Genomic DNA, 16,117 nt, shown 5'->3' on the forward strand with positions numbered 1-16,117 from the left:
AGGACCTGGCTGGAGTCAGTCTGGCTGGGTCGTTGAAAGCGGTGATGCCTCGTTACCGGCGGTACCGTTCAGCAGGACCGAGGCCCGCGTCAGCAGCGCCGCCACCTCGTCCGCCTCGCCCTCGGCCCAGCGGCCGTGGTGGTGCACCAGCGCCCGCTTGAACTCGCGCAGGGCGCTGGCCAGCGGCGGCGGCAGCGAGGCCTTGGTGATCTCGCGGGCGCGGTCGAAGGCGCGTCGCTGCGCCAGCCGCACCTGGGTGCGCTGCACCTTCAGCTCGAACTCGCCGGCGGCGGTGATGCGGAAGATCCGCTTGCCATCCACTTCCTCGGCCTCGATCCAGCCGGCCTGCTCGAAGCTGGCCAGCAGCGGGTACATGGTGCCGGCGCTGGGCGTATAGGCCTGCATGAACTGGTTGCTGATCAACTGCATCAGCTCGTAGCCATGGCGCGGCTGCTCGCCGATCAGCGCCAGCACCAGCAGGCGCAGGTCACCACGGCTGAGCACCCGCGGCTGGCCGTTGCGGCGCGGCACCGCCGGATCGGTGGAACGGGCTCTGGGAGAGGGAGTGCGGCTCATTTCGATATATCGGTAAACGAGTGTGCAAACGATATATCGATATATCGAAGCCGGCAATCATCGATCCGGCCACAAGCAGCTCCGTTTTGGGCCACGGCCGGCCGCGCGCACAGAAAAAGGGGCGCCCCTTGCAGGGCGCCCCGGCGGTACTGTGGAAGGGAGCAGGGCGCCAGGCCCATCACTCGCGACCCACGCTGGGCCCATTGCCAGCGCCGATCCAGAGGCGGCTGCGACATGTTGTCGCCGGTTCAGAACCGCAGCCCGCACCGCACCTACCGTGGCTCCAGAATTGCCCTACAACCGTCATCGGCAGCGGTAACACTGCGTCCTGCACATGGCCGCAGCGGCCCGCAAGCGACAGCCCGCGCAGCCGCCAAGGCCCGCCGCAGGGCCATCACGGGCCCTTGCAAGCCCCTTGCGGACACTGGCCGGTTGCATCCATACGCCTGCGTAGCCAAGTGACGAAAGCCCTTGGTGCGCTACACTTTGCGGTCTAGAAATCTATACAACAGTCGCGCGCGTGCGTGCGGTTATGGGAGCGCTAATGAACTGGTTGAACGAGGTGCTGAACAACGACCCGAATCCTGTGGAAACCCAGGAGTGGATCGAGTCGTTGAAGGCCGTTATTGATGTCGAGGGCTCCGAGCGCGCGCATCAGCTGCTGGAAGGCATGGTGGAACTGACCCGTCGTTCGGGCGCCTACCTGCCGTTCTCTCCCACCACCGAGTACGTCAACACCATCGAGCCGCAGCTCGAGGCCAAGAGCCCGGGCAATGCCGAGCTGGAATGGCGCATCCGTTCGATCATCCGCTGGAACGCGATGGCCACCGTGGTGCGCGCCAACCGCAAGCCGGGTGACCTGGGCGGCCACATCGCCTCGTTCGCCTCCGGCGCCACCCTGTACGACGTGGGCTTCAACCACTTCTGGCGCGCCCCCAGCGAGAACCACCCGGGCGACCTGCTGTTCATCCAGGGCCACAGCGCCCCGGGCATCTACGCGCGTTCCTTCCTGGAAGGCCGCATCAGCGAAGAGCAGCTGGACAAGTTCCGCATGGAAGTGGACGGCGGTGGCCTGTCCTCGTACCCGCACCCGTGGCTGATGCCGGACTACTGGCAGACCCCGACCGTGTCGATGGGCCTGGGCCCGCTGGCCGCCATCTACCAGGCGCAGTTCATGCGCTACCTGGAAAACCGTGGCCTGATCGAGAAGTCCGACCGCAAGGTGTGGTGCTTCATCGGCGACGGCGAGAGCGACGAGCCGGAAACCCTGGGTGCCATCGCGCTGGCCGGCCGTGAAGGCCTGGACAACCTGATCTTCGTGGTGAACTGCAACCTGCAGCGCCTGGACGGCCCGGTGCGCGGCAACGGCAAGATCATCCAGGAACTGGAAGGCGTGTTCCGTGGCGGCGGCTGGAACGTGATCAAGCTGCTGTGGGGCGGTTACTGGGATGCCCTGCTGGCCAAGGACAGCGACGGCGTGCTGAAGAAGCTGATGATGGAAACCGTCGACGGCGAATACCAGAACTGCAAGGCCTTCGGCGGCGCGTATACCCGCGAGCATTTCTTCGGCAAGTACCCGGAAACCGCTGCGATGGTCGCCGGCCTGAGCGACGACGACATCTGGCGCCTGAACCGTGGTGGCCACGACCCGCACAAGGTGTACGCCGCCTACCACCAGGCCGTGAACACCAAGGGCATGCCGACCGTCATCCTGGCCAAGACCGTGAAGGGTTACGGCATGGGCAGCGCCGGTGAAGCGCTTAACCCGACCCACCAGACCAAGAAGCTGGACGACGAAGCGGTGCGCCACTTCCGCGACCGCTTCAACATTCCGGTGACCGACGCGCAGCTGGCCGACGGCCAGGTGCCGTTCTACCACCCGGGCCCGGATTCGCCGGAAGTGCAGTACCTGCAGGAACGCCGTGCCGCGCTGGGCGGTTACCTGCCGCAGCGCCGCCGCAAGGCCGACAAGACCTTCGTGGCGCCGAAGCTGGAAGCCTACGACCGCCTGCTGAAGAGCAGCGGCGAGCGCAGCTATTCCACCACCATGGCGTTCGTGCAGAGCCTGAACATCACCCTGCGTGACAAGGAACTGGGCCCGCACATCGTGCCGATCGTGGCCGACGAAGCCCGTACCTTCGGTATGGAAGGCCTGTTCCGCCAGATCGGCATCTACGCGCCGTTCGGCCAGAAGTACAAGCCGGTGGACGCCGACCAGCTGATGTTCTACCGCGAAGACCAGAGCGGCCAGGTGCTGCAGCAGGGCATCAGCGAGCCGGGTGCGATCAGCTCGTGGATGGCCGCCGGTACCAGCTACTCGGTCAGCAACGTGCCGATGCTGCCGTTCTACATCTACTACTCGATGTTCGGCTTCCAGCGCGTGGGCGACATCGCCTGGCAGGCCGCCGACATGCGTACCCGCGGCTTCCTGCTGGGTGGCACCGCCGGCCGCACCACGCTGAACGGTGAAGGCCTGCAGCACGAAGATGGCTTCAGCCATCTGGTGGCCGGCGGCATCCCGAACGTGCGCAGCTACGACCCGACCTTCGGCTTCGAAGTGACCGTGGTTCTGCAGCACGGCACCAAGCGCATGATGGAAGACCAGGTGGACGAGTATTACTACGTCACCCTGATGAACGAGAACTACACCCACCCGGAGATGCCGGAAGGCGCGGCCGAGGGCATCGTCAAGGGCATGTACCTGCTGACCGACGCCGGCAAGCCGAAGAAGGGCGAGCTGCGCGTGCAGCTGCTGGGCTCGGGCACCATCCTGCGCGAAGCCATTGCCGCCGCCGAGCTGCTGGACAAGGACTTCGGCGTGACCGCCGACATCTGGAGCTGCCCGAGCTTCAACGAACTGCGTCGCGATGGTTTCGACGTGGAACGTGCCAACCGCCTGCATCCGGAAGGCGAGCAGCGCAAGGCCTACGTGACCGAGCTGCTGGAAGGCCGCCAGGGCCCGGCGATTGCCGCCACCGACTACGTGCGTGCCTATGCGGACCAGATCCGCGCGTTCGTGCCGATGTCGTACACCGTGCTGGGTACGGATGGCTTCGGCCGCTCGGATACGCGTGCGAACCTGCGTAGGTTCTTCGAGGTTGACCGGTACTACATCGCGCATGCCGCGATTGCGGCGCTGGCGAAGGAAGGGAAGATGACCGCGAAGGATGTGGCCCGGGCGATCAAGCAGTACAAGATTGATCCGGAGAAGGCTAATCCTGTTGGGGTTTGATCTGGCTGTCTTTGGTTAGATGTGATTTAGCTGGGGCGGAGAATTATATTCTCCGCCCTTCTTTATATCAAAATGCGAATTGACAATGGATCGTCTATACAAAGAAGCAGTTTTGAACGCTGGTAGTCACGGTGCGGTTTTATCGTCGCCAGCGGATGTGTTCGCCGTATGCGCTAAAGTCGCAAAGGCAACTGGTTGCTATCTAACGTACTCGACAAAAACGAAGAAAAACATCGTCCCTTCTGCTCAATGCAAGGCTGATGGAGAAGCTTGGCTAACTTCGCTGCAAAGCGCGAACCACATGCAGCTTGGGGCAAACTTTCTTGGCTCGGTCCCCTCTCGAGTAATTGATAGCTGGGACAAGGTTTCTGAGTGGATTCGGTTTGCAGCGAAAACACCGTTGAACGCGGAGCACAAGCCAGTTCCCCAGAAAGTAATTTCGAGTGTCCTTTATTTGATCGCTGCGAGTGATGAGGCTTGCGGCGGCATCGGGTTGCCCGACGGTGGGGACACTGGATTTTTCGGGCTGGTCTCTAACTGGAGGCTGATTCGTAGGGGTACGCTTTGCAGGTTTCTGGATTCGAATGTTGTCCGCGTGCTACCCAAGCAACATACGCCAAAATTTGGCCTTAACATCAGAAATCTTACGCATCACTTGGCCTTTATTGAGAATTCGGAAGTCGGCGTTCGGTGGAATATAAACCCGATCTTGGATAAGAAAAGAGCCTCGTTCAACATTCTTTTGGTCCCTTGGCCATTCGAGGTCTTGCCTTCGGACATCCAAGCGTCCGTTAGAGAAAGTGGAACAAGTAATATGGGCTACTTTGACTACGTCCCGAAAGCAGATGTGGATGTAATTGGTAGCGTAAGTAGCCTTATCGAGCGAGCTCAAAGCATGGGTCAGCGTGTCGACCTAGTCGTGCTTCCCGAATGTTCAATCAATGAGTCTCAGTGGAAAGCGCTTTCTAAAGTGCTTCTTCTGAAGAAAGTCTCTCTCTTGGCAGGGGTGGCGGGGCGGGGTGCACAAGGTGTGGCGACCAACTCGGTGAAGCTGAAAGTTCCAGGCAATCCAGGCGATCTCCTATCTCAGAACAAGCATCATCGATGGAAGATTGAGAAGAATCAGATTCAGAGTTACGGGCTTGGCGGTACGCTTTCCTGCCAGAGTGAGTGGTGGGAAAACATCGAAATCAAGCCGAGAGAGGTGAACTTCTTTGCTTTCACGGATGATCTTGTAGTTTGTCCCCTCATCTGCGAGGACTTGGCTCGGCAGGATCCCGTTGCTGACGTGGTTAGATCAGTCGGTCCAAATATGGTCATCGCTCTTTTGATGGACGGGCCGCAGCTCTCTAACCGATGGTCCGCGAGATATGCGTCAGTGCTAGCCGACGACCCAGGGTCGTCAGTGCTCACCCTTTCTTCGCTCGGGATGGTTAATATTAGCCGACCTCCACGGGGAGCCGATCGCCGTCAGGTCATTGCTTCGTGGCGAGAGGCCCAAGGAGGATTTGTTGAAATTGATCTTCCGCCGGGCACCCACGGCGCACTATTGAACGTACAGTTCGTGCGTGAGACGGAGCAGACAGTTGATGGTCGAGGCGACTCGGGAGTCGCAAGTTGCCCTACATTAACTGGAATTCACTACGTTTAGTTGAGGTTTTTATGAAGATTGATGCGGATAGCCTCAATAAAATTGATTCTCTGAATATTAGTAGAGAGGACAAGAGCTTTCTTTCAGTGCTTGCGCGCTACTTGGGAAAGGTGAATCCAGATACTCTTACAACCATGTCGCGTGAGACGTTAAGCGGAGATGCGCTTGACGTGGCTGAACTATTGATCGAACAGTATGGGGTCGCAACTGCAAACGACAAGAAGAAGAATCTATCCGAAGGCGTTGGTGAGTTTGCAAGAGTTCTAAAGGCCTGGGCAGAGAATTCGGATTGAGAATCTAATCTGTCGCAGGTTGGGCCGGCTTCTTTCCAAACAATGGCGGTGTCCGAGCTATGGTGGATGTTGTTTCGAAGGAAGTTAGGCAGAGGATGATGTCAAAGATTCGAGGCAAGGACACCGGGCCTGAGCTTCTGGTTCGACGGTTCTTGCACTCGAATGGATTTCGCTATTCTCTGCATAAGAAGCAGTTGCCGGGGACGCCTGATCTCGTGCTGAGGCGCTATCATCTGTCGATCTTTGTCCATGGGTGCTTCTGGCATCACCACTTAGGATGTAGATACGCGACTATTCCCCAGACAAGAACGAAATTCTGGTTGGAAAAGTTGAACGCGAATCGCAAGCGCGACGAGCTTGCTCAGATCGAACTACAGAAGATGGGGTGGCGCAGCGCAGTCGTATGGGAGTGCGCCCTTAAGAAATCGCCGCAGGATACTCTGCGGCGTCTAAAAGAATTTGTAAGATCTAGCGAAATTGTCCAAGAGTTTACGCTGGATCAACGGACGAGTGTTGAATAGACCACGTCGGCAATCTGTTTCGCCATCCACGGCGGTACTGCGTTGCCCACTTGCCGGAATTGAGCGCCACGAGAGCCCTCAAAGAAGTAGTTGTCGGGGAACGTCTGCAGTCTCGCGGCCTCACGAACAGAGAGGCTTCTCAGTTGCGTCGGGTCTGGGTGAATGAAGTAATGGCCATCCTTCTGAAGGTGGCTTGTTACCGTGGAGCTTGATTCATCCCTGCGCTGGACCTTAAAACGGTCAACGAATTTCCCGCTTGTCCAGTTCTCATGATCTGGATGCATGGCCTCAGGGAATTCGCCAGAACCACGCGGCGACCTGCCATAAACCTTAGTGAAGGCGGATGCGTAACCATAGCGGATGAGATCCATCCACATATGAGGGCGAACCTCATGATTCAGAATGTAGCCGAGGCGCTCGTCCAGCAACCATGGCTTGAGATGCTCTGGAACCTCATCCACCGTTCTCGTCCAAGGCCTGGCCCTGCCGCCAGCGCCAGCATCCAGAGCAGGTACCAGTTTCGCTTGGGTGCGTAGTTCAGCTGAAACCTGCGCATCGTCAGACAACTGTGCCGCACGGAGCAGAATCTCCCTAGCGGCATCGGGCCAATTCTCGAAATCGACATTGGTGATTCCGCTCCTGAGGTGAGGCATTCCGCCGATCACTTCGCCCACGCTGTACTTGGTCGGCGCGCGACGGATCTGGCGTAGCGATGAAACGTCAACATCCTCTCGGACACCGAAAAGGACCACGCGGTGCCGTGCCTGGGGAACACCAAGTTCCTCGGCCTTCAGGATGTATCGGCGTCCATCGTCGTCGTCGAACAGACCACTCTGGTCCTCTACCAAAGGAATAATTCGGTAGCGCGGGCCGTTCCGACCACCAGGAGCTCGAAGGTCCGCGAGAATGCGCGGGAACATCAGCTCACCACCTACTTTCGAGGAGAGAATGCCCTTGACGTTCTCCATCACAAACGCGGCGGGTGAGTACTTCTTGATGATCTTCAAGTAGTGCTGGTAGAGGAAATGACGCGGATCCTCCTCTGCCTTGTAGCCCACTACGCCGCGGTTTCTGGCACGCCCGACTAAGGAGTACGCCTGGCAGGGAGGTCCACCAATCAGAACCCATGGGTCTTCCTGCGATGCAACTTCGCGAATGCGGGCATGAAGCACCTTGTCGTCTTCGGAATCGCCGAGCTTCAACTGCCTCGCCTCATGGCAAGCATTCTCCCACTCAGTCTTGGTCGCCTCCGTCCAAGGCCGATCCCCCCGTCCTGCCACGTAGTCGTAGTAGCTATCCGGCACCTTGTGGGGTGCGAATTGGCGATAGAACGCGCGAAGTCGAAGCGTCTTGGCTGCATTGACCTCCATTTCGGCCGAAATGGCGATCTTGAACGGGCGTGACTTCGAAGAGCGGGAAGGGGTGTAAGCGGAGAACCCTTCGCCCAGCCCACCGGGGCCTGCGAAGATGTCGACGACTGGGATGTGCATGCCTATTTTCACAATTATAAATAGAGGCGCAGGTGCGCCCTTCTAGCGCCGCCAGGATGTCATGCCCTAGCGCAATTTTCAATAAGAATTGCGCCCAAACGACCTAGGAATGCACCGTGACCTCAGATACTCGGGCTACCAAAGTTCAAGCAGTTCAGCGCGTAAGCATCAAGCCCAAAAGCTAATGGCTAGAAAAAAAGAAATTGATAGCTAAACCAAGCCGGGAGCGACAATGCCTTCAGCGCACGGGCGTCATAGAGACGGCGGAGGATGCTTCCGCCGTACCCATCTTTAGTTCATGGCCCTGAACGAGAAGCTCGTTGTTAAAGGACACAGATATATTGCTTCCAACTGCGTGAAGTCTACCCCTAGCGAACCGAAAGTCAGCTCACCAGGTCAACTGTAACGTCGGCTGGGCGGTCCTTGGATTGAACGCCATACCTAATGCGACGTCGCATCTTGTTATTTGGAAATAATAGCGAGAAGCCCATGGTAGGAATCTGACCTTGTTCAATCTCTGAGCTAGATAATACCGGATAGAAGAGCATTGCTGCGGTGCCCGGCAGAAGCAGTCTTTGTGTTGAAAGGTTGGATGGTTTCGCTGACTTCGAGATTCCAGTTAGCACCTTCGCAGCGACAACATGCCGTGACTCAGTGAAGACGTTGTACCGCTTCTGCCCGTCGCCGACCCGCTCGCGGCGCCGAATCGAGAAACCCCCAACTCCTGGAACGAGCCACGACCCATTGCTCTCCCCGACAGACTGCGGAGAGATGACAAGCCACCTTTGGATCTCCGGATCTCCATGAATGCCACTAATGTACTCCAAGACAAGTGAGAGGTCCTTTTGATCTTTGGCGGTTGGGCCAAACTTGTAGGAGAGCAAGAACTTGACCATATCACTAGGATTCGCAGCTCCAACAAATGCGCCGAATGAGAACGAGTCCCCGTCGCTATCAATGGCTATATTCGTTTCGGTCGGGTCCGCTCGCTGAAGAAGGGCTTTCATGGCCTTCTCATTGGCCCGCCTGATGCCGGCATCCGTTGAGGCAATTGTACTTTGCTTCTGATCACCACCGAAGTTCAAGAACAAAATTTTCGCGTTGTACATCTTGTTTCTTGAGGTTGGCATGAGCATGTGACTGGGAACCAGCGGTGGTATCTGCTTCGGTGTCAGTCGCTCATCCCCTTGGAGTCTAGAGTAAGCCTTGAGTTGAGATCTAAACTCCTCTTCATCATCGCATACACCACGGAACGCCTCGTAGAGATCAATATTCTCCTTCTTTCCCTTCGGCTCGTGAGTTCCGATGTAAAGGCGCACCAAATCCCGATACCCATCGCGATAGCCAAACCAGCGTCCCATCTGCATCAACGTGTCTGCTGCTCCAGCGACTCGTCGATAATAGCTAATGGTTAATCCCTCAACTGTATATCCGCGAGATAGCTTTGCACCGCCAACAATGATCTTCCAGACACTCGATTTGTCGAAGTCGGGAGCATTTTCGCTATCATCCCCATTCAGAACAAGTGTGGGTGGGCCGTCTGAAACTATCTTGGAGACACACGCGCCAATAAATGGCTTTAGTTCTTGAAAATCTATAGGGATGGCTCCGTCGGCGTGGCGCCCGCCATTGCAGATAGTTTTATAGTCCGCCTCCCATAGTTCCTTGAGCCTCATAAATCCATTTCCGCCAGTCGCGTATGCGGCACTGGAGAACAGGGTATCTATTTGGCCCTTGAGAAGCGCGTGATCCTTGACGCTTGTCGTGAGATGTACGAGCATCGTGTGATGCTTGTACTTTACGTTATTCCTATCTTCGCGGAAGAGTTTAATGGCGCCCGAAAGGACAAAGGCGTCAATCGCACGCGGAAGATTCTCCGGGAGATCGTTTTCTCCTTTGACCGGGCGGACGTAAGAGCCGTAATTGCTACTCGGGTCTGGCGTGCTCTTTGTAATCTCAGGTGGGTCGTAGAAGTCTTGAACTCCCATGTATCCATCGGGGCGTGGGAGCGATGTTATGAAGTTTGACGGGAACAAGTCTTCTGCATCATCGGGATTTACAAATACATTTGCAAATGGCGTAGCAGTATATCCAACATACTGTCCTCGCTTCAGGATGGATAGAATGTCGACAATGAGTCCGTTAATGGCTGTGCGCTCCTGCTGCTGAGAGCTCGCCGGCTTCTTTGAGTTAAGCGACGCCTGATCCGACTCATCGTCAATAATTAACGACGGGACTTCAGCCCAGGATGTGCCGGCCTTCTGTGACTTTTCGAGCGCACGCAAGAGGTTGGTTAACGGAGTTTTGTTTTTCTTGATGACAACAAGCTTGGCTGGGTGCCTTGCCAAGTTCGTTGGATCATTAAAAGGCAGCGAAGGATTTGACTTGAGAAAGCGTAGTCTGGAAAGGTCTCCCATCGGATTACGGAAATCTTGTGAGCTCGTTGTCAAACGGTCTATATAGAAAGAACCAAGCTTGTCGGGCATCGAGCCGTGCATGTTGAAATCTGACCAATCGCTATCCGCAGTGTACTCATCCGTACTCGCTTCCAAGGTCTCTCTGCCTACAAGCTCCTTGTCGATTCGTCGCTGAGTCTGGCTCCGTAGAGTATTCTGCAAACCTCCAAGAACGATCACCAAGCGATAGCCTGCATCCAGTGCTTTAGCGATGACGCCCGTAAAGTTGGCCGTCTTCCCTGACTGGACATATCCCACTACGAGCCCGCGTGTCGTGCGTGCTTCAGCGCTTAGCGGATCGCAAAGATCTGCAACAACGTCTGTACTTGTCGAATCGAGAACAGCAACGTTCTTTGGTGTCCAACCCTTTTCCTGCAATAGATACCGCTCGTAGCTCTTCCAGTAGAAAGAGCTTTGATCACGTCGCTGCTCGTTGTACCAAGACGTAGTGCCCGGCTCCTCTGCGGAGATTCTGATTGGCTGGTCGATCTTTGGATACACCGGGAAAATCTGCGAGACCAGCTCCTCCTCTTGCTCCGAAAGATGAAGAAGAGAGCAAATTAGGTGCCTCCTGGCCTCGGAGCTCGGTGCGGTGCCGTTGCTCCAGTCGAATTCTTGGCGATAGTCCCATTGTGAAATCATTCCGTGAAAATTCTGCCGCACATAAGGTTCATGCGCTGCCGGCTGAAGCCAGCCCAAAAATTCTTGAACAGATATTGGGTCGTCGAGGTCCTCCTTCTTCGACCAACTTGCTAGCGCTTCCACCAAGCTAGCTGGTCGGCCAGTCAAGTCTTTGATCTCTCGAATAGCTTTGAGGGCAACGGTAGGGCGATCAGGCATAAAGATCCTTATTATCCGGATGACGGAGTGCCTCGGGCGACCCTGCCTGGTCTAGGGGGAAGCCCATATCGTCGAGGTTGACGATGTAAGTAAGCTTGGTAATACGTCGTAGGGTCGAGCTTGGGAGACTTGAAGAGAGTGTCTCCATGGTGATGCATGGGAAGTTCTTGTCGACCCTCACAATAGTTGGCGAAGTTCGAAGACAGTATCTTGCCAAATATCGAGGATCGTCTTCATGGCGATATCCGATGGTTGCCAGCTTGTCGTTGAATTTCTTAAGAGGCACTGGATGATCAGCTAAGTTTAAGCGAATTTTCTTGACCGCCTCCCCTAGGTTCGCGCCCGGTCCCTCACCCGCCGGCTTCAGTTGGATGGAGACCACGGAAAGCGAGCGCTGATGATTAGTGGTCAACTGATCCAAGCTGCTAATCGTGTGGTCGCGCGAGTGCGACAAAGTCGTCTTTACCTCAATATCGTCGGTCGACAGTCGGAAGTCATGTTGTTCACGGGCCGGACCAGTCCAAGAGTCAATCGCCGTGGCGCCAAGGTTTTCCAAGACTCGCCATAGAACGAAGAGCTCGCCGAGAAGGCCGATTGCCTGATTTCTGTCTAGGTGATCTGGTACACGAAGAAGCGCTTCCCAAGCGGCAAGTTCGCTCGCGACGACGTCTTGGAAAGAATCTTGGGAGATCTCTGCGCGATGAACAATTCCACAAAGGAAGTAATAGACCTCTCGGAAGAGTGGGGGGAATTGTGATCCAATTTGGTAGTAATGGACGTGTCCGATTCGTCGGGTCGACATCTCTATGACACTGGTCGTGGATACCGTGGAAAGTGCCTTTCCGTCTGCAGGGTAGAGTAGCCACAGTGCGCCATGTTCGGGCTCAGTGATCAGGCTAACCTCTCTCGATGTCTTTAGCCCAAACCTGCGTGGAGCTTCCGTTGCCAAAGCTGCTTCAATTTCATCAAATGGAGGCAGTCGATAGTCATCTATGCCTGACATTTCAATGCCTCAAGAAGAATTCGATTAAGCATATCAACACGATCCTTCAGCCTCTTCGACATCCGACCGGCTGCAGGCAGATCCCGTAATGAGAAAAAGAGCATGATCTTGAACAAGGGAGCGTCGGCTGAGGAGTTCTTCCCGCCTGTGATTGCGCTTCGGAAGACTGAGTTTAGAATTAGTGTCTGTTCCGTGGGCTCGTATCGGAAGACGAGGTCGGTATCCATTCTTTCCCACCTAAAGTCTATAGGATGCGTTGAGGCGCTCTCCGAGCTGCCCGCAAGCAAGCGAGCGACTCTCTTTGCTAGCCCGCTGGGAATTCCCGATTTTGGATAGAAGACAATTTCCTCTGCTTCCGGTACGTTCCGATAGACGTCCTGGGCGGCTTTAAGGTACTCAGGAAATGTTGTGTTCCCCGCCTTGGATGCCCGGACGGCATCAATGAACTCCGCCGGCACATTAAAGTCGTTCTTCTGTACTGAAAGGCGAAAAGTCGAATCGAGCTCCGGGGGCATCTCAATTAGCACGCGTGCCAAAGACGAGTGCGGCTCAGAGTCCGATTGGAGGTTGTGCCAGCCTCCAGCCTTGATGAGGCGGTTATTCCTATAGAAATAGAATCCTTGACGTTCAGCGACCTTGCCCGTACCAAGTTTGTAATTGGAATCCTTTGACTTAGGCGGCCAAATATGCGCCACGGCTTTGACGTTCTCCGTTCCCACCTGCAACTCGAAAGTCGCCGGATAGCCCTTCCGGCCTGACTTTGGGTATCTGAACGGATCGAGGGGCTCCACATGAAACTGGGTGTCTGGCAGCTTTCCCAAGCCGTTAGTTACGTCAATAACAATTCGCAGTTGCCTGGAGTCCAAGAAGCGGTGAAATCGTATGCCGAGGTCAACCTTCAGTTCTACGATCGTTTTCTGCAGATTCTTGCTAAAGTCGCTCATGGAAGACTGGAGTGAGTCAAGCTTATCGAGGACTACTGCGGTCCCAGAGATCGCTAGCTCGGCGGGCTGCCAGTCGAGATCCAAGATCCTGCCGGCTTGATCCGGATCGAGTTCCTCGAGGCGCCAGTCGTCCTTGATCGATTCAATGGTCCAGCGGCGCCCAGAGCTTTTCTGCGCCTTTCGGCTCAGTACCGAGAGTGACTTGCATTGACTGAAGGCAGCGGCTTTCAGTCCAATTCCGTACTTTCCGAGGTCCTTTTCTTTATGATGCTGTCTCACACCATACTGCATCGCGGCATGCAGCTCATCGGGAAGCATCCCATGTCCATCGTCGACGATGACGATTTGATTAATTCTATCGCTGCCGCAGACGAATCTAATTACAACTGCCTTTGCTCTAGCGTCTAGGGAGTTGTCAATTATGTCTGAGAGGGCTTCTTCCAGTGAGTAGCCGATTCGACTCATGAAAGCTGCCGTTCCTTCCGGATCTGGCGCAAGCCTCTTGCTGGCAACTGAGTCAGGAAGAGTAAGGGACACATGGTTCTCCATAGGACAAGCGGCTCCTTGCAGTAAGGCGGTACTTAAATCAATTGCGGCGCAAAAACTCTCGTAGGATACCGCCTCGTAAGGCGGTACGCGATGGGTCTGAGTTTGGCCTATTTTTTGCATAGCCCTGCCGATCAAGCTGCCATCGGATGCTTAACAGGGCGCGAGCACTTCGATCCTATTGATTCATCACCGAAGTGGTGTCGGTCCGAATGACTTCTGTTCGCATCATGTGCGCGGGAAGTGTTGTCCGAATTCATCGCGGCCCAGTAGTCGATCGTCAGGCTGGGTGCCTAGTCGCGTGTTGGACCGCTCTGCGCGTTAACGCGCAGAGCGCAGCGTGTTTGATTATGGGCGTTGTCCAAAATGCAGGTGCGAGCGGCAGAAAGCGGGCCTTCTCATCAGCGAGCTCGCTCATGTTCATCTTCTAGGCTCGCTTATTGATTGACGCTATAGCGGTGAATAAGTTCTCGTACCGTAGCCGCCAAACGTTGCCGGTCGCTTAGTAGCACGCGGGCGTGACTCGTCGGCCCTACGCGTGCATCTACTCCATTCACTGCACATCCCCCGCGAATCGCACTTCTTAGACGCAGGCGTCCACAGCCGCACCACCTGCACCGTAGGTCAGCAAATCGGCATGGAAGACCGTGCCACCGGCGGACGGTACTGTTGCAGGCGCCCTCTCTGGAAGGCGCGTTCGCTGCCGCGCGCGTGTCCGCTTTCTGCCAGCGCTTGTCCTGCCGGCGTGGAAGATCAGAAGCCGGGCGCGTTCGGGTCATCCGTGAGCGGCTTGTCGCCCGGTCTAAGGAGGGAGATGCCGTGATAGGGAACCTTCATGCCGCCCGCCAGACCGCCATAGCTAGCGTGGAACTCATAGCAATCGGCCACCGGCTGATTCCCGGCCTCTCCGCCAGGACGCCCTAGTTCGAACGGCGTTAGCGTGACTTTCATTCCATTTGAAAACGCATCTTCCGACGCATCTGCGGTTTCACGAAGGGAGGCGGTATAGGCGATCAGGCGGTCTTGCAGTACACCTGAATCCAGTGGCTCCCCCGACGCTGGCCCTTCAGCCGGCCGTTTGTCTGCACCGCTGGCTCCCGTATCAGCCGCGGGCGCGCACGCGGTGAGCGCTGCTGGTCATCCCGAATCGTTCAGCGTCCATCAGCGCGTTGCTTGCAATGGTCGCCATAACTATAGGCGGCACGCATCAAGTGATTCCAGCGCAGCTAGGCCAAGGAAACCTCCTCATACTTGGGATCTGGACCGCTGAGTCAGCGCCCCAACCACCCCATCCAAACGTTCCCAGTCCACCAGCAGCACCCGTGTATACGCCAATTCCATGGCAATCCCTCGGTCCAGATCCAACATCAAATGCCGGCACATCGCCACTCGGCCCCCACTAAACCGCACAAGCTTCCCACCCTCCATCAGTACCCCCATCCGGCATGTACTCCCAAGGGTCACAGCTGACGAACGTCCTCACCCGTCCGTCCCCAACGCGCACCACATACCAGTCCGGCGTCACCTCCCGCACATCGCGCACCACCATCGACCGGTCCGCCGCATAAGGCGTCAGCCGCCAGCGCGGCGTCAGCGCCACGCGCTCGCTCAAATCCTGCGCCAAGTAATCAGCCGCCTTCCCGCCCCCCACATACCGCAGCTCAATCGAGACCTGCCGGTGCCCATGCTCCACCGACCGCAGCGGCTGATCCCCCGACGGCGCGGCATCGAAGTCCGGCCAGAACACCGCCACCGGCAAACAGGCCGATCTGGTTGTAGTAGATATACGCCGGGAACATCAAACAGTGCGGGCCCAAGTTGGCCTCCATCGGCTGCGCCGTGTAGGTGGGGCAGCCCATGGTGCGGAGGCTGTTGGTGCGCCCGAGCCTATCGGCGATATCGTCATCCAAACCCGTGGATGGTGGCGCAGTCCAGCCGGCGTGCCGGTGTGCTGGTCATGGCGAAACACCTTGCGCGTGATCGAGGGGATACTGGGGCAGGTGCTCATCGTTGCCCCCGCACCCGCTCGCTCGCCATCAAAGTCAGCGAAAGTACCGCCATCAGTTGCCCCCCATCTGCCGGTCGCCCAGACGCTGTTCGGGTCCGCCCTTCTGCCGCGTGAGCTCCTCAGCCAAGGCCATTCTGACCGGGCGCCTAGGGTGCAATTGGTGCCCGCCAACTGCATGCGGACGACGAGAGTGTGCAACACCAGATTTAGATGCGGGGCACAGTGGTGGGAGATGGTCGTATCAGAATGCGGGCCTTACAGAGGTGGTCCAGCGTGGCCTCCCATCCCGCTGTATTCACATTCGTTATGCGCGCGCTCGCTCCTCCACAAGGCGCCACTCCAATGCGACAGAAGCGGCACAACGCAGGGAACATCAATCTCCCTGCTCGCATACAGCACAATCACAAGCTGCTCCAAGGAGTTGTCCACCACCATCACGGGCTTGCCGTCGCAACTGACCTCGAAGTACCTCGCACCCAGGTGCCGCGCGTCCTGTACCAGGCCCTCGCGCACAAGCCGAACGGCCTCCTCGCGCATGACAGCAAACTCAGCGTCGG

10 protein-coding genes are annotated in these 16,117 nt (G+C 56.8%); 4 read left to right on the forward strand and 6 right to left on the reverse strand.

Annotated features, from left to right (window positions below; genetic code table 11):
- Positions 1 to 15: 15 nt before the first annotated feature.
- Positions 16 to 576 carry a PadR family transcriptional regulator gene (locus tag N5C18_RS08180; RefSeq protein WP_279944226.1) on the reverse strand — a complete coding sequence of 187 codons (561 nt, stop codon included), beginning with the start codon at positions 574 to 576 and terminating at the stop codon, positions 16 to 18.
- A 544-nt stretch (positions 577 to 1,120) separates the two neighbouring features.
- Between N5C18_RS08180 and aceE the strand changes: the two genes are divergently transcribed.
- From aceE to N5C18_RS08200, 4 genes are all read left to right on the forward strand, one after another.
- Positions 1,121 to 3,808 carry a pyruvate dehydrogenase (acetyl-transferring), homodimeric type gene (aceE, locus tag N5C18_RS08185; protein WP_111111222.1) on the forward strand — a complete coding sequence of 896 codons (2,688 nt, stop codon included), beginning with the start codon at positions 1,121 to 1,123 and terminating at the stop codon, positions 3,806 to 3,808.
- A 112-nt stretch (positions 3,809 to 3,920) separates the two neighbouring features.
- Positions 3,921 to 5,459: a hypothetical protein gene (locus tag N5C18_RS08190; RefSeq protein ID WP_279944229.1), complete on the forward strand. Its 1,539-nt coding sequence runs from the start codon at positions 3,921 to 3,923 to the stop codon at positions 5,457 to 5,459.
- Between the two features lie 11 nt (positions 5,460 to 5,470).
- Positions 5,471 to 5,752 (forward strand): hypothetical protein, encoded by a 282-nt coding sequence (locus N5C18_RS08195; RefSeq protein ID WP_279944230.1) that lies wholly within the window; start codon positions 5,471 to 5,473, stop codon positions 5,750 to 5,752.
- Between the two features lie 59 nt (positions 5,753 to 5,811).
- Positions 5,812 to 6,273: a very short patch repair endonuclease gene (locus N5C18_RS08200; protein ID WP_279944232.1), complete on the forward strand. Its 462-nt coding sequence runs from the start codon at positions 5,812 to 5,814 to the stop codon at positions 6,271 to 6,273.
- On the opposite strand, the gene dcm is transcribed toward N5C18_RS08200, so the two are convergent.
- The 5 genes from dcm to N5C18_RS08225 all read right to left on the reverse strand — a co-directional run bounded on the left by dcm (position 6,252) and on the right by N5C18_RS08225 (position 15,462).
- On the reverse strand, positions 6,252 to 7,763 hold the full coding sequence (dcm, locus tag N5C18_RS08205; RefSeq protein ID WP_279944233.1) for a DNA (cytosine-5-)-methyltransferase: 1,512 nt from the start codon (positions 7,761 to 7,763) through the stop codon (positions 6,252 to 6,254). The two genes, N5C18_RS08200 and dcm, sit on opposite strands and share 22 nt — an antisense overlap.
- A gap of 383 nt (positions 7,764 to 8,146) precedes the next feature.
- On the reverse strand, positions 8,147 to 11,059 hold the full coding sequence (locus N5C18_RS08210; RefSeq protein ID WP_279944234.1) for a Z1 domain-containing protein: 2,913 nt from the start codon (positions 11,057 to 11,059) through the stop codon (positions 8,147 to 8,149).
- Positions 11,052 to 12,062, reverse strand: a complete 1,011-nt coding sequence (locus N5C18_RS08215; protein ID WP_279944236.1) for a PD-(D/E)XK motif protein — start codon at positions 12,060 to 12,062, stop codon at positions 11,052 to 11,054. Before N5C18_RS08215 ends, N5C18_RS08210 begins: the two co-directional genes overlap by 8 nt.
- Positions 12,050 to 13,543 (reverse strand): ATP-binding protein, encoded by a 1,494-nt coding sequence (locus N5C18_RS08220; RefSeq protein ID WP_279944237.1) that lies wholly within the window; start codon positions 13,541 to 13,543, stop codon positions 12,050 to 12,052. Before N5C18_RS08220 ends, N5C18_RS08215 begins: the two co-directional genes overlap by 13 nt.
- 1,670 nt (positions 13,544 to 15,213) lie before the next feature.
- Positions 15,214 to 15,462, reverse strand: a complete 249-nt coding sequence (locus tag N5C18_RS08225) for a hypothetical protein (protein WP_279944239.1) — start codon at positions 15,460 to 15,462, stop codon at positions 15,214 to 15,216.
- Positions 15,463 to 16,117: the final 655 nt, after the last annotated feature.

This window comes from Stenotrophomonas sp. GD03930 (assembly GCF_029839665.1).
Taxonomy (GTDB): domain Bacteria; phylum Pseudomonadota; class Gammaproteobacteria; order Xanthomonadales; family Xanthomonadaceae; genus Stenotrophomonas; species Stenotrophomonas forensis.

Bases quoted from the DNA above. Each gene is read 5' to 3' on its own strand.
- dcm (WP_279944233.1), bottom strand. From the start codon at position 7,763: ATGCACATCCCAGTCGTCGACATCTTCGCAGGCCCCGGTGGGCTGGGC.
- aceE (WP_111111222.1), top strand. From the start codon at position 1,121: ATGAACTGGTTGAACGAGGTGCTGAACAACGACCCGAATCCTGTGGAA.
- N5C18_RS08180 (WP_279944226.1), bottom strand. From the start codon at position 576: ATGAGCCGCACTCCCTCTCCCAGAGCCCGTTCCACCGATCCGGCGGTG.
- N5C18_RS08210 (WP_279944234.1), bottom strand. From the start codon at position 11,059: ATGCCTGATCGCCCTACCGTTGCCCTCAAAGCTATTCGAGAGATCAAA.
- N5C18_RS08215 (WP_279944236.1), bottom strand. From the start codon at position 12,062: ATGTCAGGCATAGATGACTATCGACTGCCTCCATTTGATGAAATTGAA.
- N5C18_RS08195 (WP_279944230.1), top strand. From the start codon at position 5,471: ATGAAGATTGATGCGGATAGCCTCAATAAAATTGATTCTCTGAATATT.
- N5C18_RS08200 (WP_279944232.1), top strand. From the start codon at position 5,812: ATGGTGGATGTTGTTTCGAAGGAAGTTAGGCAGAGGATGATGTCAAAG.